The sequence below is a fragment of the Ensifer adhaerens genome, assembly GCF_000697965.2.
Taxonomy (GTDB): domain Bacteria; phylum Pseudomonadota; class Alphaproteobacteria; order Rhizobiales; family Rhizobiaceae; genus Ensifer; species Ensifer adhaerens.
Window position 1 is genome coordinate 3,989,006 of record NZ_CP015880.1, and the last position, 21,643, is coordinate 4,010,648.

Consider the following 21,643-nt stretch of genomic DNA (forward strand, 5'->3'; position numbering starts at 1 on the left):
CTCGCTCGTCATGGAAATTTGCAAGCCCTGGGCGGAGTGCCCGCTCAGGGCTGCGATGCAGCAGGTTGCGCGCTCAGAGCCAGCCGCGCCGCTTGAAGTAAAAATAGGGCACGATCGCCGAGATCACCATCAGCATCAGTGCCGCAGGGTAGCCGAATTCCCATTGCAGTTCCGGCATCACCCCGAAGTTCATGCCGTAGATCGAGGCGACCAGCGTCGGCGGCAGGAAGACGACGGCGGCAACCGAGAAGATCTTGATGATTTGGTTCTGCTCGAGGTTGATGAGGCCAAGCGTCGCGTCGAGCAGGAAATTGATCTTGTTCGACAGGAACAGCGCGTGATCACCAAGCGACGTCGCGTCCCGCTGGATCAGCTTGATCCGCTGCCGGCTTTCCTTGCCTGCCTTGCGCGGCCCCATGCCTTCGAGCGCCACATGATAGGCGACGAGCCGGCCGATGCTGACCAGGCTTTCGCGGATGACCGTCAAAAGGTCGCCCTTCTGGCCGATCTGCTCGATCAGCGACTGCAGGTCGCGCGTCTTCTTGGTGGCGCTGGCATTGGTCTTGCGGAACACATCCCGCGAAATTCCGTCGACCTCGCTGCCGGCGCGCTCCAGCGCATCCGCCGTACGGTCGATGATCGCCTCAAGCAGCCCGAGCATCACCAGTTCGCCGCTTTCGCAGATCTGGCCGTTGGCCTTCTGGATGCGGTTGGAAAAATTCTGGAACGGCTTCGGGTCCGCGTGGCGCACGGTAACCAGCGTCGCGCCCTTGAGAATGAAGGTCACCGGCACCTTGACCGGATAATCGCTGTCGAGCTTGGCGGCGGCCGTCATCGTCATGAATTCGGCGCCGGCCTCCTGGTAGAGGCGGTCGGAAAGCTCGATCTCCTGCATCTCGTCGCGGGTCGGGATCTCGATGCCGAGCTGGCCTTCGACGAGCCGCGTTTCCTCGGCCGATGGATTGTAGAGGTCGTACCAGATTGCCGGCGTCGGCAGGGCGATGCCGTCGATCATGTCGACAAGCACGAGGTGGCTGTTCTGGCTTTTGTAGATGCGCAGCATATTGGGCTCCATAGGGCGAGTCATCCGACCGCCTGAAGCCCTGATCAATCAGGACCGGACGGCCGTGAGCGTGAAGGCTCGACTTCGACTGTCGGGGTTCATTGGGAGTTGGTCCTTGTGGTGAAACGTGCCCGCGAGAGCGGACACGGGAAGCGCTTTGCGCCCAAAAACCTTGATTGTCAACACTCGGCGCTCAACCGGGATGCGGGCGGAAACCGCGCACATGTTTCCTCATCCCGCTCTAGTCGCCGTCGGCGAAGGAGAAGCCGGCGCCAAGCCCGATCGCGCCGCCGAAATCCTTGTTCAGCCGATCGAGAAGGTCGTTGGTATTGAGCGACAGGAAGGCGAGCTTGGCCCGTTTGTCCTTGTCCTCGAGCGCCTGATCGATCGGTCCGTCGATGTTGCCGGCCATGCCGATCACCGACTTGAAGACGAAGTCGGCTGAACCCGCGACCGAGCGGCTGTCTTCCGGCAAAAGGCTCTGCATGTCGGCAACGTCGAACAGTGTCTTCAGGCCTCGCACGTTGGCGGCGATCGACGGCATGGTGTTGCCGGAGCGCCAGTAGATCGCGAGCTTCGGATGTCCCTTGTCGTCCTTGCTCTCGTAGAACGGCTTCAGCCGCTGGTCCTTCACCGTCTCGACGCCATGGACGAGAATGCCGAGCAGTTCTGTTGCCGCTTCGCGGTTGTCGCGGAACTCGGGATTGTCAGGGCCCGGATGTTTCCAGGCCGCCTGAATGCCATCGGGCTTCTGCCATGCGGCCAGGAACTCGTTGGCGATCGTGTCGAGGTTCTTGGTGATCGCCAGGCCGTAGCGGCAGCGGAAATCGCCATCCTTGTTCAGAAGTGACTCGGCGCCCGTGCCATAGAGCACGTATTCGAGCGCGCCGAGCCCTTGTGCGGCGACGCTCTTGCCCTTGAGTTTGGCCTCGTCCGTTGCGCTTTCATCGTGCTTCGAAACGATCGCCTGCACCTGCTTCAGGCCCGTGCTCTTGCGGTCGGGGTAGAACAGGAACCGCTCGAAGCGGTTCTGCTCAAGTGCCGGACCAAGCCTCACCACCTCGATCGCCGACCAGGCGCCAACCATCTCGGAAAAGGCAACGCGAGCGCCATCGACCGTCGCCTGCGACGGCGCCGCGCAGAGCTTGGCCGTGGCCTGCGTGGCGGCAGCGGTCTTTTCCGTGAGGTTGCGATAGCCGGGGATGATGAAGTCGTCGACGGCTTTGGCCATGACCGCCGGCACGGCCGCCTCGTTGACGACGCGCGGCGAGAGCGCGCTTCCTTCCTGGGCCACCGCCGGGAAAACGGCCGTCAAGGTCAGGGCAAAAGCGAGAGTAAGCGTATGCGTGCGGGGCATCAGAGTGACTCCAGGAAGGCAAGGAGATCGCGGCGATCGCTTGCGGCAAGGGCGGCAAAGGCGTCACGGGCCTTCTGCCCTTCGCCGCCGTGCCAGAGGATCGCTTCGGTGAAATTGCGGGCGCGTCCGTCGTGGAGCAGGAAAGTGTGCCCACTGACGGTCTTCGTCAAGCCGATGCCCCAAAGCGGCGGCGTGCGCCACTCGCGGCCGGTGGCCACACCCACCTGCTGTCCGTCGGCAAGACCCTCGCCCATGTCGTGCAGCAGGAAATCGGAATAGGGCCAGATCAGCTGGAACGACTGCGCCTTGTTGGCCGCGTCCCGGCGGGTGACGAATTTCGGTGTGTGGCAACTGGTGCAGCCGAGTTCGTAGAAGACCTTCTTGCCACGCAGTGTCTCCTCAAAGCTCGCCTTGCGCCGCGCCGGCACGGCCAGGTTCTCCGAATAGAAGGTCACGAGGTTGAGCACCGGGTCGGGCGCTTCTGTGGGGCCAAGGCGTGCCTGCTCGCCGGTCGGCATGGTCAGGCATTGTGCCTGGGCCGCGGTGCAGTCGCCATGCGGGCGGTCGGCGTCGGGTGAAGAGATGCCGATGTCGGTGGCGAAGGCATCGGCGCTCTGTTGCCGCACGGTGGCGTTCTGCGCCTTCCAGCCGAAGCGCCCGAGCATGAGCTTGCCGGTCCTGGCGTCGCGCGTCAGCGCCGGCCGTCCGCTGATGCCGTCGCCATCCCTATCGTCGGGGTCGGCAAGGGCGAGGATATCCGCCTCGTGGATCGCCTCGATCAGGCCGAGGCCGATCATCGGCTGCGCCACACGCGGCGAGAGCGTGGTTTCCGGATCGAGCGGGCCATAGGCGAGATCGGCCACCGAATAGCCTGGTCGGCGCAGAGAGGCCGTTTCGCCGTCGGGGAAAGTGAAGGGCTCCTCGGTGTAGCTGATCTTCAGATGGCCTTCGGCGGCAAGGCCGGGCACGGCGCTATCCTGAAGCTGGGCGCCATAAACAGCGTCGCCGAAGTTCACCACCTCGTGCGCCGCAATCATCCGGCGCTCCTCGTCGTCGCGGGGCGGCCGCGCCAGGCGGAAGAACATCGAGGTTGTATCGACGGCACCTTCCGGCGGCCGGCCGCGTCCGTCCTTCAGGTGACAGCTCTGGCAGGCTCGGGCGTTGTAGAGTGGGCCGAGCCCGTCGGAGGCCTGTGTGGAGGAGGGGGAGGAAACCCAAAGCTTGCGAAAGAGCGCGTTGCCGAGCTTGAAGCCCTCTTCCTCCTGGAAGGTGAGATTGGCCGAGAATTGCGAAAAACTGTCGGCATTGACGGGCGCGATCGAGGTCGCGGCACCGCCGGACATTGCTTCGAAGGTTTCTGCCTTGGAGAAATCGGTCGCAGGCCGCGTCACCGCCTGGACGCGCTGGCGGTCCTTGTCGTTGAGGTCGGAGCGTTCGGTCAAAAGGCCGTCGCCGGCGAAGGCGGGCAGGGCCGTGAAAAGCGCTTGAACGAGAACAAGCGCGCAAAGGCGGAAAGCGCCAGATTTCATCTCAGGAGGATCGGGCCGCGTCTTTGTCGATGCGGCCCGCCTTTTCAGCTTATTGGAAGACGGCGTTAGGATTATCCAGGCTGTCGGAACCTTCAAGCTCGACAGTGCCGAGATCCAGCGACGCAATGACGCGCTGTACGGTCTTTGCTTGGGCGATCAGGCCGTCGATCGCCGCCTGAACGGTGGCGTTGCCCTCGGCATTGCCTTCGCCGATCATCTGGTCGTAGGCCTCGGTCGTTTCCGCGCGCTTGGCCATCGCCTGCATCTTCTCGACCGTGGTCGAAAGGTTGCCGGCCATTTCCTTGTCGAGCGCTGCATCCTTGGCGGCGACGAGTTCGGACAGCGACGGGCCGGTCATCTTCGTGCCGTCGACGCGGGTATATTCGCCGGTATAGGCCGACTGGATGCCGATCGCATCGTGCAGGTGCGAGTTGTGCGTGTTGTCGGAGAAGCAGTCATGCTCTTCTTCCGGATCGTGCAGTAGCAGGCCGAGCTTCATGCGCTCGCCCGCCAGTTCGCCATAGGAGAGCGAGCCCATGCCGGTGAGGATGGCGACGAGACCAGCCTTCGGATCGGCCTCGACCGCCTTGGTGGCGGCACCATCCGGCGTCCAGTTGGCAACCATCTCCTTGAGGTCGGAAACGAGCAGCTCGGTCGCAGCCTTCAGGTAGGCGGCGCGGCGGTCGCAATTTCCGCCGGTGCAGGCCTTGGTGTCGTAGTCGGTGTAGGGGCGGTTGCCGGCGCCGGCCTTGGTCCCGTTCAGGTCCTGGCCCCAGAGCAGGAACTCGATCGCGTGGTAGCCGGTCGCGACGTTCGCTTCGATGCCGCCGGCTTCCTGCAGCGTGCCCGCCAGGAATTCCGGCGTGATGTTGGAGGCGTCGACGTCCTTGCCGTCGATCTTGATCGTCTTGTTGGCGATGACATTGGCGGTGAACAGCGCGTTCTCGTCGCTCTCGGTGCCATAGCTCGGGTCGACATAGTCGATCAGGCCCTCGTCGAGCGGCCAGGCGTTTACCTTGCCTTCCCACTCGTCAACGATCGCATTGCCGAAGCGGTAGACTTCGGTTTCCTGGTAGGGGTTGCGGGCCTTCTTCCAGGCGTCGCGCGCGGCCTTCAGCGTTTCTTCGCTCGGCGTCGCGATCAGCGCGTCAACGGCCTTGTCGAGCGCTTCTGCGGTCGTCAGCGCGTCTTCGAACTTGGCGTGGGCGACGGCGGTGTAGTGCTTCACCACGGCGGCGGCATCGGTTGCGGCATGGGCCGGCTGCAGGGCCATCGCCGAGGTCGCCGTCATCAGCGCCAGCGCGGCGCCCCGGAAAAATTTCTTGGTCATGACCCTCTCCTGTTGCGTCCCCCGGCGCCGTCGAACGAGCCGCAAAACATGGCGTCGTTCAGCCGTCGAGCCATCAGAAAAGGCCCCGCCGAGCTCGCTTCTCATGAACCAAAAGCAAACTTGTGTCAAAGTGTATAGTTTAGAACGCTTTCAATCTGATGCGCGTCTTTTGCCGATCGTCAAACGGCGTTAACCCTTGCGTTGCATCAGGCAGAAGAAGAAGCCGTCCGTGCCGGTGGAAGCGGGTGTCAGCGTCACCGTCTTCATGTCCGCCGACCAGGGCTGCGGCTTGTCGGTGCCGAACAGCGTCGCCCAGATATCGGCGGCCGACAGGATCTCGAATTCCGGATTGTCTTCGCAGAAGCCGTAGACCTGCGCCTCGTTTTCCTCAGGCAGTACCGAGCAGGTGACGTAGATCAGATGGCCGCCGGGACGGACGAACTGGGCAGCGCTTGCCAGCGCTTCTTCCTGCTGGGAGATGCGCTCTTCGAGGTTCTTCTGGTTCAGCCGCCACTTGGTGTCCGGGCGACGGCGCCAGGTACCGGTGCCGGTGCAGGGCGCATCGACCAGCACGCGGTCGAAACGGCCGGCAAGCGGCGCGAGGCTGTCGGTGGATTCATGCACCTGGACATTGCGGGTGCCGGCGCGCTTCAGCCGCTCGATGATCGGGGCTAGCCGCTTGCGGTCGGTGTCGTAGGCGTGCACCTGGCCCTTGTTGTTCATCGCCGCCGACATGGCGAGCGTCTTGCCGCCGCCGCCGGCGCAATAGTCGAGCACCTGTTCGCCTTCCTGCGGATAGGCGAGATCGGCGACGATCTGCGAGCCCTCGTCCTGAACCTCGAACCAGCCCTTCTGGAAGGAAAGCTCGGCCGTGACGTTCGGCAGGCGCGAGGCGCCTTCGCCGGCGGGAATGCGGATACCATTACGGGCGATCGTTGCGGCCTCGGCACCGCTACGCTCCAGTGCCTTCAGGACCTTGGCGCGCGACGCCTTCAGCGTGTTTGCGCGCAGGTCCAGCGTCGGCCGGCCGGCGAGCGCCTTGGCTTCTTCCAGCCAGTCGTCGGAAAAGTTCTCTTCAAAGGAGGCCTGGACCCATTCGGGGATGTCGCCCTGCACATGGGCCGGGGCGTCCTCGATCCGGCGCGACCTGAAGGCTTGAAGCTGTTCGGCCGGTGCCTCCGGCGCGAACTTGTCGCCATCGAGCTCGGCGGCCAGCGCCTCGGGCGAAAAGCCCCACTGGCGGTACATCACCGCGTGGCCGAGGGCCGAGGCGCTGTCGCTATCCATCAGGTAGGCGTGGGAGAGCTTCATGCGAAGGGCGTCGTAGACGATGTTGCCGATCGCCGAGCGATCGCCGGATCCGGCGAAACGGTGGCCAAGGCCCCAATCCTTGAGCGCGTCGGCGACCGGGCGCTTCCGCTTTTCGATATCCTCAAGAACCTCAATGGCTCCAGCGAGCCTGCCGCCCAAACGCATCTTCGATCAACTCCTTTTTCGCCGTGGTAACGGCGATGGCATCGAAGAGCAAGACGGCGGAGAAGATTAACCGCCGGGAACGGCCTTTAGCGAAGTAGATCCACCCGCCCGCAGGCCGGGTAGCAGTATTTCAAGATCAGGAATTGACGACGCGATAGCAGACGCTGGCAGTGCCGGAGCGGACCATGCCGATCTGCGATGCTGCAGCCTTGGAAAGATCCATGACGCGACCGCGGATAAACGGGCCACGATCGTTGATGCGAACGATAACGCTCTTGCCGTTGCGCTTGTTGGTGACCTGCACCTTGGTGCCGAATTTCAGGCTGCGATGGGCGGCCGTCAGGTGAGCGGCATTCATGCGCTCGCCGGAGGCGGTCTTGGAGCTCAGCGCATACCAGGATGCGCCGCCGCAGCCGGCGCCGGCTGCATGGCTATCGGAAACGGAGACGAGACCGATAGTGGCCGTGAATAGCGCTGCAGCGGCAGCAGTCGTGATCTTCGCTGGCGTCAAACTGGCGATCCCCTCGGTCAAAACACTTGGTTAAAAACTTCTGAGAACCGCTAATTGGGGCGAAAAATGGCAAAAACGTGCTTCAACCATTTACGCTCTATTAGGATTTATTAAAAAATGACGAAATTTCAAAAACGAAGATTGTTTGAAATAGTTTAAACGCAGACAGGAGTTCTTTGGAATCAGGGGTTGAGCGTTCGCCAGCCTCCGCACGCGAGCCGAACCCGCCCGTAATCGAAAAATTTCATTAAAAATTTCGAATTGGACCAATTTTCCGGAATCCGGATGGTCGAAAATTCGTTACTAGCGCGCAGGTTGTATGAAATTAACCAAGTATCGAACGATTATCCAAAGAATGTCACAATTGCGGTGGCCCAGCCCTGGCCATTACTGACGGACTGACTATCGACGTTCTATAAGCATTACGGGTTATGCTATCTGGCGGGTGCCGTATTGCATTTCACTGTCCGCGCCACGCGCCCGACTGCCAAAGCTGTGCAAGCGAGACGCGATAATCCGGAAAGGCAAATTCAAAACCGGTTGCACGCATGCGGGCATTCGAAACCCGCTTGTTTTCTCCATAGAAAGTGCGGGCCATCGGTGACAGTTCGGCTTGCTCGAAGGGCGTTTCCGGCGGCGGCTCGACGCCCATCAGCCGGGCGGCTTCCGCGACCACGTCCTGCGGCGGCGCCGGCTCGTTGTCGGTGATGTTGAAGACGCCGCTGGTGCCATTGTTGGCGAGGAACAGCGCTGCGGCGCCGATATCCTCGACGCGGATTCGATTGAACACCTGGCCGGGCTTGACCAGCCGCCGTGCCGTGCCGTTTTCGAGATTGCAGAAGGCGTTGCGTCCGGGGCCGTAGATGCCGGAGAGCCTGAGCACCGCGACCGGAATATCCTGCTTCTTGCCGAAGGCGATCCAGGCGTCCTCCGCTTCCACGCGCTCGACAGAGCGGGCCGAGACCGGCTTGCGCAGCATGTCCTCGGTGACCCATTCGCCGCCATGGTCGCCATAGACGCCGACCGTTGAGAGATAACCGATCCATTCGAGGTTCGGTGCGATCTGCGTGAGGTCCGGGCTCGTGGTGCGGAACATGGGATCGCCATCGCGACCGGGCGCGATCGACTGGATCAGATGAGTTGCCTTGCCGAGGGCGGCGGCTAGGTCGTCGGAGATCGTCTCGCCGTCGAAGAGCACCGGGCGGAGGCCGGCCCTTTCGAGTTTTGCCGCCTTCTCCTCGCTCCGGGTGGTGCCGATAGCGCTTGTGGCCGTTGGGGCCATCGCTTTTGCGATTGCCGTACCGGAGTAACCGGCGCCAAGGATCAGGACATGCATCGGCTCACTCCCGCGATCTGCCATTCGTTGAGGACGTCTTCGTCCGTCTCTGGCTCGCATTGTTCGGCAAATTCCGCAAGCGCCGCAGGCGCGACCAATCGTGACAGCGCCCACACCGCCATCGCCCGCACCACGGCTGAGGTGTCGTTGACGCGGGCCTTGACTGCGGGCACCAGCGCCTGGCTGCCTGAATTGCCGGCGGCGATCAGCACGTTCCGCACGAACCGGTCGCGACCGATGCGCTTGACCGGTGAGCCTGAGAACAGGCTGCGAAAGCTCGGATCATCGAGGTCAAGCAGGGTTTCGAGCGACGGCGCCTTCAGATCGTCGCGTGCTCTGAGCTTCATTTCCGAGGCTGCCTGCGCGAACTTGTTCCAGGGGCAGGCGGCAAGACAGTCGTCGCAGCCATAGATGCGGTTGCCGATCAGCGGCCGGAATTCGGGATCGATCGGCCCCTTGTGCTCGATCGTGAGGTAAGAGATGCAACGTCGCGCGTCGATCCGGTAGGGCGCCGGGAAAGCGTCTGTCGGACAGGCATCGAGGCAGGCGCGGCAGGAGCCGCAATGGTCGCGCTCGGCTTCGTCGAAGGCGAGGTCCGCCGTCGTGAACAGGCTGCCGAGAAAAAGCCAGGAGCCGAATTCGCGGCTGACCAGATTGGTGTGCTTGCCCTGCCAGCCGAGGCCGGACTGCTCCGCCAGCGGCTTTTCCATCACCGGGGCGGTATCGACGAAGACCTTGACGTCCTCGCCAGCGCGCGCGGCAAAGCGGGTCGCGACTTCCTTGAGCTTGCCCTTGATGATGTCGTGGTAGTCGCGGTTCTGGGCATAGACCGAGATCGCACCGCGATCGGTCCGCTCAAGAATGCCACGCGGATCGTGTTCCGGGCCGTAGTTCATCGCGAACATGACGACGGAGCGCACCTCGCTCCAGAGCGTGCGCGGATCGGAACGGCGCTCGGCTGTCTCTTCGAGCCAGTCCATCGTGCCGTGAAAGCTCTCGTCGAGAAAGTCTCGAAGCCGGGCCGGTGCTTGCGGAATGGCATCCGGCCGGGTGATGCGACAGAGATCGAAGCCCTTGTCTGCCGCCTCTGCCTTCAGGAACGCCGTCAGCTTCAGCCGGCGCCGTTCCTCACTGTCTGCCTTGGCATCGATGCCGGGCACGGTATTCGCCTCAGAAGTCGAGATCCGCATAGTGCGGAACGGGGGTGACGCCGCGCACGCGCTCGGCAAGCAGCGGCCGGAAGGAGGGGCGGGACTTCAGCCGCTGGTACCACTCCTTGGCGCTCGGGGCGTCCGACCAGTCGATTTCGCCGAGATAATCGAGCACGGACACCGTCGCGGCGGCGGCAAGATCGGCATAGGAAATCCGGTCGCCGGCAAGCCAGGTGCGCGTGCCCGCGAGCCAGGAGAGATACTTCATATGCTGGCGGATGTTGGCGCGCGAGGTCCGCAGGACCTTGCTGTCGGGTGCGCCGCCGCCCTGGTCCGGCGTCATCTGCAGCTTGAAGATCCGCTCGCGCACCAGCGGCCGCGTCACATCGGCTTCCATCTTCTGCAGGAACCATTCGACCAGCCGGCGGATTTCCGCGCGCTGGAACGGATCCTCGGCCAGAAGGCGGCGATCCCGCTTCATGATGCCGTTCGTCTCGTCGAGATATTCCGAGATGATCGTCGCCCCACAGAGCGCCCTCATACTGTCGTCAACATAGACCGGTAGCGTTCCGGCCGGGTTCAAAGCCAGGAAGTCGCGCCGGTTCTCCCAGGGCTGCTCGTCCGTCAATTCCGTCTGGTAGCCGTATTCCGAAAGGATCAGGCGAACGAAGCGTGAAGCGGCGGACATGGGGTGGTGATACAGTGTCGGCATCGATGATCTGGCTTCTCAGGGCTTTGGCTTGGGGGCGTCAGCGTGGCGGCGCAAGCGTCTGGCCACGGCTCATGTGTTAGAGCTATAGAAATTTGTGGTGGCAAACACAAGCGAATCAGCCTTTTCCTCCCACTCCAAAACTTGTCAGGAAATTCTCATATATGGCGGATCAATCGATCATCAGTGCGCTTGTCCTCGGTCTGATCGAGGGCCTGACGGAGTTCATCCCCGTCTCATCGACGGCGCACGTCCTTCTCGCCGGCCACTTCCTCGGCTTCAAGTCGCCGGGCAACACCTTCGCCGTCCTCATCCAGCTCGGCGCCATTCTGGCGATCCTGCTCGTCTATTTCCAGAAGCTTCTGTCGATCGCGCTGGCGTTGCCGACAAGCATCAAGGCGCGCCGCTTCGTCGTGTCAGTGCTGCTCGCCTTCCTGCCGGCGGCGGTCATCGGTGCCATTGCCCATGATTTCATCAAGACGGTGCTGTTCGAGACGCCTGTCCTGATCTGCGTCGTACTGATCGTCGGCGGCGTCATCCTTTATGCGATAGACCATCTGCCGCTGAAGCCGCGCTATACCGACGTGATGGACTACCCGCCGTCGCTGGCGCTGAAGATCGGCCTGTTCCAGTGCCTGGCTATGATCCCCGGAACGTCCCGTTCCGGCGCGACGATCGCCGGCGCCCTGCTGATGGGCACCGACAAGCGTTCGGCCGCCGAATTCTCGTTCTTCCTGGCGATGCCGACCATGGTCGGCGCCTTTACGCTGGACCTCTACAAGAACCGCGATGCGCTCTCCTTTGACGATTTTACCCTGATTGCAGTCGGTTTCATTGCGGCCTTCGTCGCCGGCATCTTCGTCGTGCGCTCATTGCTCGACTTCGTCTCGCGGCGCGGTTTCACGCCTTTCGCCATCTGGCGCATCATCGTCGGGATCGCCGGCCTGATCGGTCTGTGGCTGCTTGGCTGAGCAGAACCGACGATCTCAGAATGACAAAAGGCGCGTCCCGGACGCGCCTTTTTCTTTGACCTGTTGTCAGGCCCTAAAAACAAAGCCGCGTGCGTCTCATGGTGAAACGCACGCGGCTACTGGCCCCCGCCAATAACTTTTGATGCCTCGTCGAGGCGCCGGCCCTTAGTGGCCGGAAAGGTCGATCGATGCCGTGGTGCACGGATCGACGCCATAGGCCGGTGCGCAATCCTTGCCGCTGCTGGCGACCGTGTTCGGCGCCATGAACGAGCCAGCCAGAATGATCAGTGCCGCACACGCAAAAAAGATTGCGATCGACTTGCCCATGGACGCTATGCCTTTCGAGATTGATGCCGCCGCCCGCCGTCATGCCTTGGGATCGGGGGCGCGAGGCGGTGTTTAGTTGGTGGATATGACATGATCAATATCAGGACATGTTGAATTTGCGGTAAATGCCAATCGCTTTTCCGACTGCGGCAGAACTGCAACGCTGTTACCGCAATACAACAGAAAACGGCCGCCGGTGGTTCCGGCGGCCGTTCAAAAAAATCGTTGGGCTGCTGCCGATCAGGCGGCGCGGCCGCTACGGGTGTACTGGCCCTGCGGGCGGTAGCGCACCAGATAGGTCGGCAGGATCGATTCCAGCATCGTCGGGTCGATGCCGATGCCGGAAAGTGTGCGGCCTTCCGATACGGCCTTTGTGGAGACGACATTGTCGGATTTCAGCAACACCACCTGGTCGGCGGTAAGCGGCGGCGTGACGAAGGGGATCAGCGACGAAACGCTGCCGATCAGAGACGCGACGCCGAAGGGCAGCGAGACGAGCGTGCGCTTGCGGTCGATCGTGTTGAGCATGATCTCGAGACAGTCGCGGAAGCTCAAGACGTCAGGGCCGCCGAGTTCGTAGATCTTGCCCTTGGCGATCGTGCCGTCGACGGCGCGGGCCACGGCTTCGGCGACGTCGGTCACGTAGACGGGCTGGAATTTCGTCTCGCCGCCGCCGATCAGCGGCAGGACCGGCGAGAAGCGGGCCATGTTGGCGAACTTGTTGAAGAAGCCGTCCTCTGGACCGAAGACGACCGATGGACGCAGGATGATCGCGTCAGGCTTGGTCTCAAGGATAGCGGCCTCGGCGCGGCCCTTGCTGCGGGCGTAGTTCGATGCAGAGGAGGCGTCGGCGCCGATGGCGGAGATATGGGTCAGCGTCGCGCCGACGCCGCGGGCCGCTTCAGCCACGGCACGGGCGCCGAAATCCTGGACCGCATCGAAGGTGTTGCGGCCGCTCTCGAACAGCACGCCGACGCAGTTGATGACGTGATCGGAGCCTTCAACGGCGCGGTCGACCGATTTACGGTAGCGCAGGTTCGCCTGAACGAAGGAGATCTGGCCGACATTGCCGAGCGGCTGGAGATGACCGGCAAGGTCCGGCCGGCGAACGGCGACGCGGATGCGATAGCCGCGTTTGGCGAGCGCGCGCACCACATGACGGCCGACGAACCCGGATCCGCCGAAAATCGTCACCAGCGGCGGAAGGTTGGACAAGGTCATGGGATGTGCACTCCTGATCGGATCGGAAAGAATTGATTGCTACATAGCCCAACAGCCGCGAGAGGTGAAGGCCAATCGACGCCTGCGTGCAGAGCCTGCTGAAGGTTGGGGGCGGTGGGATCAGACGCCTTCGACGACCACCATCTCGGCGTCGGCGACTTCCTGGCGGATCGCGGCGGCAATCTGGTACTCGGGAGAGTTATAACAGTCGATCGCCGCCTGCAGCGATGGAAATTCGATGACGACGTTGCGGGCGCGAACGCCACCCTCCAACCGATGATGCAGCCCGCCGCGTGCCAGAAAATTGGCGCCGTATTTCTCGAAGGCGGGCTTTGCGGCCGCTACATAGTCCTTGTAGCGCTCGGGGTCGCGGACATCGACCCGTGCGATCCAGTATCCCTTGGCCATATTGAGCTCCTCGTCTTGCAGCACGAAAGGCTGACGGGAGTGTTACTTCCGGCAAATTTGGGCCAAGGTCAAGCGGATCGACCGGGCGCGTTGGTCCGACGGGTGTCGCCCGGCATCAGCGCGCGAGCGCACCGTTCATTTCGGCAAGGATGGCGCGGGCAGCCGCAAGCGGCTCGGCGGCTGCGACGATTGGGCGCGCGACGACGAGATGGCTGGATCCGGCCTTGAGCGCCTCGGAGGGCGTCATCACCCGCTTCTGGTCGCCCTTGTCCGCGCCGGCCGGGCGAATGCCCGGGGTGACGAGTGCCATGTCCGGCCCGATGATCTTGCGCACTGCCGCCGATTCTTCCGCTGAGCAGACGATGCCGCCCATGCCGGCGGCGCGCGCCTGTTCGGCCCGGCGCAGCACCAGCGTGTGCGGATCGTATTCATAGCCGGCATCGATCACGTCCTGCTCGTCCATCGAGGTGAGCACGGTGACGCCGAGCAGGCAGAGGTCGGAGCCTTTCGCAGCCTCGACAGCCGCCTTCATCGCCTTCGGATAGGCGTGCAGGGTCAGCATCGACATGCCCATCTTGGCGATGTTCTCGACGCCCTTGGCCACCGTGTTGTCGATGTCGAGCAGCTTCATGTCGAGGAAGACGTTCTTGCCGCTTTTGGCCAGGTCGCGCGCGAATTCCAGGCCGCCGGCAAAGACCAACTGGTAGCCGATCTTGTAGAAGGAGACATCGTTGCCGAGCGTCGACACGATCTTCTCGGCATCCGCAATCGTCGGAAGGTCGAGGCCTACGATCAGTCTGTCGCGCGCGGTTTCGGTCATCGTCTAAATCCCCTGCCAGTGTTCCATCGGGGTCCAGTCGCATGCAACAGTCCGATCCGCAAGGCGGAAAGCGAAGACATTGCCGCCGCCACCACCCTTCTGGTCGGCTGCGCGCGAGATTGGCGCGCCGGTAAGGCGGCATTTCAGAAGTGTGCCGACGCCGCCATGGCCGACGAAGGCAATCGGGATTTTCGGATCGTGATCGCCGAGGATCCGAAAGACCGCGTTCGAGATGCGGCTCTGGGCATCGATCGCGCGCTCCCAGCCCTCGAAGCTTTCGGTGGGATTGGCGAAGAACCAGTCGGCCGCCTTCTCGAATTCCGGCGGCGGCAGGAAGCCGGTGGCCGAGCGATCGTTCTCGCCCATGTCGTGGTGGACCTCGATCGTCACGCCGGCCGCATCGGCCAAAAGTTGTGCCGTCTCGATCGCCTTGGTTTCGTCGCTCGAAACGATCCGTCCGAGCGAACGCACCCAGGGCAATCGGGCGGTGATGACCGCGCGTTCGCGGCCAACAGTGGAAAGTCCCCATTGCGGGACGGGCACGTCCGGATCGATCTGGACCTGCGGATGGGTGACGTAGACGCCGAACATCCCGTCAGTGCGCCCGGCGATAGACCCAGAGCTGCGCCGGCGGAATGTTGCGCACGACGAAGTCGAGATGCTGGATGCTGTAGCGGTCCGGCATGGCAACGACGGGCGACAAAGGCCCATAGGAAATCTGCACGACCGGCCGGCCGACCGGAACGCGCGACAGCAGATCGTCGATCAGTTCGACGCGGCGATGCATCGGGAAGTTCAGAAGCGGCACGGCAGAGACGACGCTGTCGAAGGTCTGGCCGTTGAGTTCGCCGAGCGTGTGTTCCAGATCGAAGGCGTCGCCGTTGATGAAGTTGACGCCGTTGAAGTTGGTCTTGAGCTGATTGTAGAAATCGGTCGAATACTCGATCGACACGAGATTGGACGGCTCAAGGCCACGTTCCAGGATCGCCTTGGTGATGACGCCGGTGCCGGGGCCGAGCTCAAGAACCGGAAGGCCTGAGGCCGGATTGATGACGCTCGCCATTCGGCGCGCTGTGACGGAGGAGGTCGGCAGGATCGCGCCGACGGCCTTGGCATTGCTCATCCATCCCTTGAAAAAGCGAATCTCTTCGTCGAACTTCCGTCCGAGCCGTTCCTTCACCTTCACGCGCAAATTCATTGAACCCCTCAAAACCGCTGTCCTCTCCTCGCACAGGCCGTCCGCTCAAAATTCCTCGCCCGGTGATTCGGGCCGGCCGCGGCGGCGGTGATCATAATGTGTCCCCATCTGCGGCAAAAACAAGTCTGTCTGCGCCTGAAAGCGTTCGCTTATCAACAGTCCGCAGATGCCGCGGCCAACAAAAAACCCGTCACGCGCGGGCGTGACGGGTTGGCATTTCGCGCCGCGTCAGGCCCGGCTACACGCGCATCGGCATGAGCACATAGAGCGCATCTTCAGCGGCCAGATCACGGACGAGCGTCGGCGAGCCCGGGTCTGCCAGCATGAAGATCGCATCGGTGCCGGTCAGCTGCGAAGTAATGTCGAGCAGGTACTTGGCGTTGAAGCCGATTTCGAGCGGATCGTGGTCGTAGCCGACGGGCAGTTCTTCCGTAGCACTGCCGGAATCGGGATTGTTGACCGTCAGCGTCATCTGGCCTTCGTTCAGCGCCAACTTGACGGCGCGGCCGCGCTCCGACGAGATCGTCGATACGCGATCGACCGCCTGGGCGAAGGACTGGCAATCGACGCGCAGTTCCTTGTCGTTGTTGGCTGGGATGACGCGCTGGTAGTCGGGGAAAGTGCCGTCGATCAGCTTCGAGGTCATGACGATCGAGCCGATCGTCAAGCGGATCTTGGCGTCCGAGACTTCGACGGTGACGACGAGTTCCGGGTTGTCGAGCAGCTTCTGCAATTCGCTGACGGTCTTGCGCGGGATGATGATGCCCGGCATGCCTTCGGAGCCGGATGGCGCCTCGACGTCGGCGCGCGCCAGGCGATGGCCGTCGGTTGCGACGGCGCGCAGTTTCAGCTCACCCTTGCTTTCGACCGTGTGTACGAAGATGCCGTTGAGATAGTAGCGGGTTTCCTCGGTCGAGATCGCAAACTGGGTGCGATCGATCAACATCTTGAGGTCGGTCGCCTTGAGGCGGAACGAATGCGAGAAGCTGCCGGCGGTCAGATCCGGGAAGTCGGATTGCGGCAGGCACTGCAGCGAGAACTTGGAACGGCCCGAGGCGACGGTCATCGCCGTGCCCTCGGCGTTGGTGGCGAGCAGCACTTCCGAACCGTCGGGCAGCTTGCGCACGATGTCGTAGAGCAGGTGCGCTGGCACGGTGGTCGCGCCCGCCTGCTCCACCTGGGCCGGGGTCGCCTCGGTGATTTCGAGGTCGAGGTCGGTCGCCTTCATTTCGAGGCTGGCGCCGTCGGAACGCAGGAGCACGTTCGAGAGGATCGGGATCGTGTTTCGCCGCTCCACCACGCGGTGCACGTGGTTCAGCGATTTCAGGAGGTTGGATCGCTCGAGAGTAATGCGCATGGGATGCCGCTTTCAACCATTGCCCGGCGGGCGAAACGTCCGCCTGAGCGTCAACTGCGAGTGCCCCGGCCGACCGACCGGATAGATGTGGACCGGCAAAATGGCAGAAAGAGCGCCCGGAAAGCAAGGGGTTTGAGGGCTTCTGTCCCCAGATGCGGCACGTAGGCCCGTCGTCTTGCCCTTGCTCTGCGATGGTGGCTCACTCATAAAGACCGGACAGACACATCGGTAAGCACGATCAGGACGTTACAGGTGGAAAAGCAAAAGACAGCGGAACCGGCGGGCGGACAGAGGGAGCGCAGCTACCGGCTGCACAATGTGAGCGTTCCGGCCCGCCCCCTTGATGCCGCGCTCTATCTGGTGGCAACCCCGATCGGGAATCTCGGCGATATCACGCTGCGCGCGCTGGAAACATTGGCCGGCGCCGATGTGCTTGCCTGTGAGGACACGCGGGTCACCCGTGTTCTGCTTGATCGATACGGCATCACCAATCGGCCCTACGCCTACCACGAGCACAATGCCGACGAGGCCGGTCCGCGGCTGCTGGCAGCGCTCGCCGAAGGGCGTTCGGTGGCACTCGTCTCTGATGCCGGCACGCCACTGGTCTCTGACCCCGGCTACCGCCTGGGGCAGCTTGCGATCGAGGCCGGACATCGCGTCGTGCCGATTCCCGGCGCCTCGGCGCCGCTTGCAGCCCTCGTCGGGTCCGGCCTGCCGAACGATGCTTTCCTCTTTGCCGGTTTCCTGCCGACCAAGGACAAGGCCAAACGCGATCGCCTCAGGGAACTCGCCGCCGTGCCGGCAACGATCCTGTTCTTCGAATCGCCGCACCGGATCGCTGCGACGGTTGCGGCGGCGGCCGACGTTTTGGGGGAAGGCAGGCGGGCGTCCGTCTGCCGCGAATTGACCAAGACCTTCGAGGAATTTCGCCGCGGCACGCTCGGCGAGCTTGCTGCTCATTATGAACAGGCGGGGCCGGTCAAGGGCGAGATCGTGCTCGTCATCGGCCCTCCCGATGCCGCGCCCGAACCGGAAGCGGCCGACGTCGACGCGCTGCTGCAAAGCCTGGTCGCCGACATGCCGACCGGCAAGGCGGCAACCGAAGCCGCCCGCCAGACGGGCCTGCCGCGCAAGGAACTCTATGACCGGCTGCTGCAGTTGAAGGAACGCAATGGCGACTGAGGCGGGTGATCGGCGGAAGCTGAAGGCACTCAGGCGGGGATACCTAGCCGAGTATCGCGCCGCACTCTGTCTCTTGCTCAAGGGCTACCGCATCGTCGCGATGCGCCATCGCACCAAGCTTGGCGAAATTGACATCATTGCCCGGCGCGGCGATCTCATCGCCTGCGTCGAGGTCAAGGCCCGTCGCTCGGCCGAAGACGACGTCTTCGCCGTGACGGCGACAGCGCAGAGGCGTATCCGTGCCGCGAGCGATCTTTGGCTGGCGAAACAGCCTGATTTCAACAGGCTTTCCGTGCGCTACGACATCGTCACCGTGACCCCTTGGGGCTGGCCGCGGCACCTGCCGGATGCGTTCTGAATCGGCGCATAATGAAGGGAAATGATTGCGTTGTTCCGCGGGTGCCCCTCATTGGAACATATTCTCGAATTTGTAATCGTTCCGACATAAAAGCGTTACGGGCCTGTCATTGAAGGTCACTAGTCCACTGCCATCCGCAACCCGGTGGAGAGGATTAGTCATGTTCAAGAAGTTTACGCTCGCAGCCCTTACCCTTGCATTTTCCGCGACCTCGTCGCTTGCCGCGACCAACATTACCTGGTGGCACGGCATGGCCGGCCGCAACGGCGAAGTCATCAATGAAGTTTCCAAGAAGTTCAATGAAGCCCAGAGCGCCTGCGCGCTGACCCCGGTTTCCAAGGGCACCTACGAGGAAGCGCTCGCTTCCGGTATCGCCGCTTTCCGCTCGGGTGAACAGCCGAACATCCTGCAGGTCTTCGACGCCGGTGCCGCCACGATCATCAACGCCAAGGGCGCGGTCATCCCGGCCGAAGACCTGATCATCAAGGCTGGTCACAACTTCGACCGCAACGCCTTCATCGATGGCGTGCGCTACTTCTACGCCGACAGCGAAGGCAAGTTCGTCGGCATGCCGTTCAATTCCTCCGCGCCGATCATGTACATCAACGACGAGGCCCTGAAGAAGGCCGGCGTCGAAGCGCCGAAGACCTGGGAAGAGTTCGAGGCCGTCGCCCCGAAGCTGAAGGAAGCCGGTTACATCCCGCTCGTCCAGTCGCAGCTCACCTGGCAGTTCACGGAGAACTTCTTCTCCCGCAACAACATCCAGTTCGCCACCAACAACAACGGCTACGACGCCGTCGTCGACACTGAGCTGAAGGTCACCGACCCGAACCTCGTCATGATGTTCGACAAGCTGAAGGCCTGGAAGGATGAAGGCTACTTCGCCTTCTACGGCGCCGGCTGGAACGACAACCAGAAGGTCTTCGAAGAAGGCAAGGCTGCGTTCTGGATCGGTTCGTCGGGTTCGTTCGGCGGCCTGCAGAAGACGGCGCAGATGCCGTTCTCGGCAACCTTCCTGCCCTATTGGGGCTCGATCAAGGGCGCCGGCACCAACTCCTTCATCGGCGGCGCGGCACTCTTTGCCATGTCCGGCAAGACGGATGAAGAAAACAAGTGCGTTGCCGACTTCTTCCAGTTCCTGACCTCGCCTGAGATCCAGTACTTCTACCACAAGGCCACCGGCTATGTGGCCATCACCAAGGCAGCCTACGAGCTTGCCCAGAAGGATGGCTACTACAAGGAGAAGCCGGTTGCCGAAGTCGGCATCAAGCAGCTGATGCTGCCGGCCGGCGACTGGTCGAAGGGCTACCGCCTCGGCTTCTACCCGCAGATCCGCGAAATCATGGAACGCGAATACGGCCGCATCTTCTCGGGCGAAACGACCGTCAAGGACGCGTTCGACACCATCGAGAAGGAAGGCAACGAGCTGCTCGCCCGTTTCGCCAAGACGGCCGGCTGATCTCGATGTCGACCGCGACAGATCTCCTCCCCGCAGCGCGGGGAGGGACCGGAACAAAGACCGGGGGGCGTCGCTTCGGCGCCTTCCGGATTTTCGGTGGCCAGTCGAATAGCGGAGGCGAAAGCGCTGCAAAGCGCGTGCAGTTCTCCTCGCCGTTCCTGCCATACCTCTTCCTCGCGCCGCAGCTCGCGATCATCTTCATCTTCTTCTACTGGCCGTCGGTTCAGGCGCTCCAGTCGTCGTTCTATCTTGAAGACCCCTTCGGTTTCGGCTCGACCTTCGTCGGGATGACCAATTATACCGACGTGCTGAAATCAGGCGAATATCTCGGCATTGTCCGTTTCACCGCCGTTTTCACGGCGTTGGTCACCTTCTTTGCGCTGTCGATCGGGCTGCTGCTCGCCGTCAAGGCCGATGGCGTCATCCGCGGCAACGCCGCCTATAAGACGCTGCTGATCTGGGTCTATGCCATTGCCCCGCCGGTCGCAGGCCTCATCGGCATGATGTTCTTCGACCAGCATATCGGCCCGATCGTCGAGCTTGCGCGCTGGTTCGGCTGGGACATCAAGGTTGGTCTGAACTACTTCGACACCGCCTTTTCCATGGTGGTCGTCTCGGTCTGGAAACAGATCCCCTACAATTTCATCTTCTTCCTCTCAGGGCTCCAGGGCATTCCGGTCTCGGTGCGGGAAGCTGCGGCGATCGACTGCCGCTCGGGCTTCCGCCGTTTCTGGACGGTGATCCTGCCGCTGCTCGCGCCGACCGCCTTCTTCCTTCTGATCATCAACGTCACCTATGCGCTGTTCGACACTTTCGGCGTCATCGACGTGATGGTGAAGGACAAGGCTGCCAACAACCCGATCACCCTTGTCTACAAGGTCTACATGGACGGTTTCCGCGGCAACGATCTCGGCGGCTCCTCGGCCCAGTCAGTGATCCTGATGCTGATCGTCTTCGTGCTCACCATCTTCCAGTTCCGCTTCATCGAGCGGCGCGTGCATTACAACTGAGGTGGGGCCGATGTATCGCACCAAGATTTTCGACCACATCATCCTGCTCTTCGGCGTCTTCATCATGGTGGCGCCCGTCGTCGTCGCCTTCATGACCTCGACGCACGAGGCGGCCGACATTCACCGCAACGGTCTCAGCCTCAGCTGGGGCGGCCATTTCGTCGAGACCTACCAGACGGTACTGACGCGCGAGGGCGGCTTCACCGGCAAGATCACCGGCTTCAACATGATGCTGAACTCGATGATCCTCGGCCTGGGTTTCGCCGTCGGCAAGATCGTGCTGTCGATGCTGGCGGCCTATGCGCTCGTCTATTTCCGCTTTCCGCTCGCGACCTTCTTCTTCTGGGTGATCTTCACCACCCTGCTTCTGCCACTCGAAGTGCGCATCCTTCCTTCCTATGAAGTGATGAACACGCTGAAGCTGACCAACACCTATACCGGCCTGATCGTGCCGCTTCTCGCCTCGGCGACGGGCACCTTCTACTTCCGGCAGTTCTTCAAGTCGGTGCCGGACGAGTTGCTGGAGGCCGCGCGCATCGACGGCGCCGGCCCCTTCAAGTTCTTCATCGACGTACTGGTGCCGCTCTCGCGCACGATGATGGCGGCGATCTTCATCATCATGTTCGTCTACGGTTGGAACCAGTATCTCTGGCCCACCCTGATGACCACCGACGAAGGCTTCTTCACCCTGGTGCGCGGCATCAAGCAGATCCTGCTCGTCTGGGTCGGCTCGAACATCCCCGACTATAACGAGGCCTTTGCGCTGGCGATTCTCGCCATGCTGCCGCCGGTCATGATCGTCGTGATCTTCCAGCGCTGGTTCATCAAGGGCCTGACGGAAAGCGACAAGTAAACGGGGTCGTGGCGGGA

22 protein-coding genes are annotated in these 21,643 nt (G+C 62.5%); 6 read left to right on the plus strand and 16 right to left on the minus strand.

What is annotated here, in order from left to right:
* Window positions 1-73: 73 nt before the first annotated feature.
* From FA04_RS19385 to FA04_RS19425, 9 genes are all read right to left on the minus strand, one after another.
* A complete protein-coding gene (locus tag FA04_RS19385) occupies window positions 74-1,063 on the minus strand; it encodes a magnesium transporter CorA family protein (RefSeq protein WP_034805161.1) in 990 nt (329 codons plus the stop codon).
* Between the two features lie 241 nt (window positions 1,064-1,304).
* Window positions 1,305-2,420 carry an imelysin family protein gene (locus tag FA04_RS19390; protein ID WP_034804513.1) on the minus strand — a complete coding sequence of 372 codons (1,116 nt, stop codon included), beginning with the start codon at window positions 2,418-2,420 and terminating at the stop codon, window positions 1,305-1,307.
* A complete protein-coding gene (locus tag FA04_RS19395) occupies window positions 2,420-3,949 on the minus strand; it encodes a di-heme oxidoreductase family protein (RefSeq protein WP_034804510.1) in 1,530 nt (509 codons plus the stop codon). Before FA04_RS19395 ends, FA04_RS19390 begins: the two co-directional genes overlap by 1 nt.
* Window positions 3,950-3,998: 49 nt before the next feature.
* Window positions 3,999-5,279 (minus strand): imelysin family protein, encoded by a 1,281-nt coding sequence (locus FA04_RS19400; RefSeq protein ID WP_029742958.1) that lies wholly within the window; start codon window positions 5,277-5,279, stop codon window positions 3,999-4,001.
* 189 nt (window positions 5,280-5,468) lie between these two features.
* Window positions 5,469-6,755: an RsmB/NOP family class I SAM-dependent RNA methyltransferase gene (locus FA04_RS19405; protein WP_034804507.1), complete on the minus strand. Its 1,287-nt coding sequence runs from the start codon at window positions 6,753-6,755 to the stop codon at window positions 5,469-5,471.
* A 136-nt stretch (window positions 6,756-6,891) separates the two neighbouring features.
* A complete protein-coding gene (locus FA04_RS19410) occupies window positions 6,892-7,266 on the minus strand; it encodes a septal ring lytic transglycosylase RlpA family protein (protein ID WP_034805152.1) in 375 nt (124 codons plus the stop codon).
* A 460-nt stretch (window positions 7,267-7,726) separates the two neighbouring features.
* Window positions 7,727-8,602, minus strand: coding sequence for an SDR family oxidoreductase (locus FA04_RS19415; protein WP_034804505.1), 876 nt, complete (start codon window positions 8,600-8,602; stop codon window positions 7,727-7,729).
* Window positions 8,590-9,792: a tRNA epoxyqueuosine(34) reductase QueG gene (gene queG, locus FA04_RS19420; protein WP_051659674.1), complete on the minus strand. Its 1,203-nt coding sequence runs from the start codon at window positions 9,790-9,792 to the stop codon at window positions 8,590-8,592. The genes FA04_RS19415 and queG overlap by 13 nt, the downstream gene beginning before the upstream one ends.
* Window positions 9,773-10,465 (minus strand): glutathione S-transferase family protein, encoded by a 693-nt coding sequence (locus FA04_RS19425; RefSeq protein WP_034804500.1) that lies wholly within the window; start codon window positions 10,463-10,465, stop codon window positions 9,773-9,775. The genes queG and FA04_RS19425 overlap by 20 nt, the downstream gene beginning before the upstream one ends.
* Before the next feature lie 161 nt (window positions 10,466-10,626).
* Between FA04_RS19425 and FA04_RS19430 the strand changes: the two genes are divergently transcribed.
* Window positions 10,627-11,433 carry an undecaprenyl-diphosphate phosphatase gene (locus FA04_RS19430; protein WP_034804497.1) on the plus strand — a complete coding sequence of 269 codons (807 nt, stop codon included), beginning with the start codon at window positions 10,627-10,629 and terminating at the stop codon, window positions 11,431-11,433.
* A 165-nt stretch (window positions 11,434-11,598) separates the two neighbouring features.
* Here FA04_RS19430 and FA04_RS35250 read toward each other — a convergent pair whose 3' ends face one another.
* The 7 genes from FA04_RS35250 to dnaN all read right to left on the minus strand — a co-directional run bounded on the left by FA04_RS35250 (window position 11,599) and on the right by dnaN (window position 16,764).
* A complete protein-coding gene (locus FA04_RS35250; RefSeq protein ID WP_034804494.1) occupies window positions 11,599-11,760 on the minus strand; it encodes a hypothetical protein in 162 nt (53 codons plus the stop codon).
* Window positions 11,761-12,000: 240 nt separating this feature from the next.
* Window positions 12,001-12,981 (minus strand): complex I NDUFA9 subunit family protein, encoded by a 981-nt coding sequence (locus FA04_RS19435; RefSeq protein ID WP_034804481.1) that lies wholly within the window; start codon window positions 12,979-12,981, stop codon window positions 12,001-12,003.
* A 120-nt stretch (window positions 12,982-13,101) separates the two neighbouring features.
* Entirely contained in the window at window positions 13,102-13,389 is a 288-nt protein-coding gene (locus FA04_RS19440; protein ID WP_034804478.1) for a DUF1330 domain-containing protein, read from the minus strand.
* A 115-nt stretch (window positions 13,390-13,504) separates the two neighbouring features.
* Entirely contained in the window at window positions 13,505-14,209 is a 705-nt protein-coding gene (pyrF, locus tag FA04_RS19445) for an orotidine-5'-phosphate decarboxylase (protein WP_034804475.1), read from the minus strand.
* A gap of 3 nt (window positions 14,210-14,212) precedes the next feature.
* Window positions 14,213-14,800, minus strand: coding sequence for a histidine phosphatase family protein (locus FA04_RS19450; protein WP_034804471.1), 588 nt, complete (start codon window positions 14,798-14,800; stop codon window positions 14,213-14,215).
* Between the two features lie 4 nt (window positions 14,801-14,804).
* Window positions 14,805-15,407: a phospholipid N-methyltransferase PmtA gene (gene pmtA, locus FA04_RS19455; RefSeq protein WP_082572892.1), complete on the minus strand. Its 603-nt coding sequence runs from the start codon at window positions 15,405-15,407 to the stop codon at window positions 14,805-14,807.
* Window positions 15,408-15,645: 238 nt separating this feature from the next.
* Window positions 15,646-16,764, minus strand: a complete 1,119-nt coding sequence (dnaN, locus tag FA04_RS19460) for a DNA polymerase III subunit beta (RefSeq protein WP_034804468.1) — start codon at window positions 16,762-16,764, stop codon at window positions 15,646-15,648.
* Between the two features lie 252 nt (window positions 16,765-17,016).
* Between dnaN and rsmI the strand changes: the two genes are divergently transcribed.
* The 5 genes from rsmI to ugpE all read left to right on the plus strand — a co-directional run bounded on the left by rsmI (window position 17,017) and on the right by ugpE (window position 21,626).
* Window positions 17,017-17,946: a 16S rRNA (cytidine(1402)-2'-O)-methyltransferase gene (gene rsmI, locus FA04_RS19465; RefSeq protein WP_034804465.1), complete on the plus strand. Its 930-nt coding sequence runs from the start codon at window positions 17,017-17,019 to the stop codon at window positions 17,944-17,946.
* Entirely contained in the window at window positions 17,936-18,304 is a 369-nt protein-coding gene (locus FA04_RS19470) for a YraN family protein (protein WP_034804462.1), read from the plus strand. Before rsmI ends, FA04_RS19470 begins: the two co-directional genes overlap by 11 nt.
* A gap of 160 nt (window positions 18,305-18,464) precedes the next feature.
* Window positions 18,465-19,763, plus strand: coding sequence for an extracellular solute-binding protein (locus tag FA04_RS19475; RefSeq protein ID WP_029742937.1), 1,299 nt, complete (start codon window positions 18,465-18,467; stop codon window positions 19,761-19,763).
* Between the two features lie 5 nt (window positions 19,764-19,768).
* A complete protein-coding gene (locus FA04_RS19480; protein WP_234798720.1) occupies window positions 19,769-20,773 on the plus strand; it encodes an ABC transporter permease subunit in 1,005 nt (334 codons plus the stop codon).
* A 10-nt stretch (window positions 20,774-20,783) separates the two neighbouring features.
* Window positions 20,784-21,626: a sn-glycerol-3-phosphate ABC transporter permease UgpE gene (gene ugpE / locus FA04_RS19485; protein WP_034804459.1), complete on the plus strand. Its 843-nt coding sequence runs from the start codon at window positions 20,784-20,786 to the stop codon at window positions 21,624-21,626.
* The last annotated feature ends 17 nt before the right edge of the window (window positions 21,627-21,643 follow it).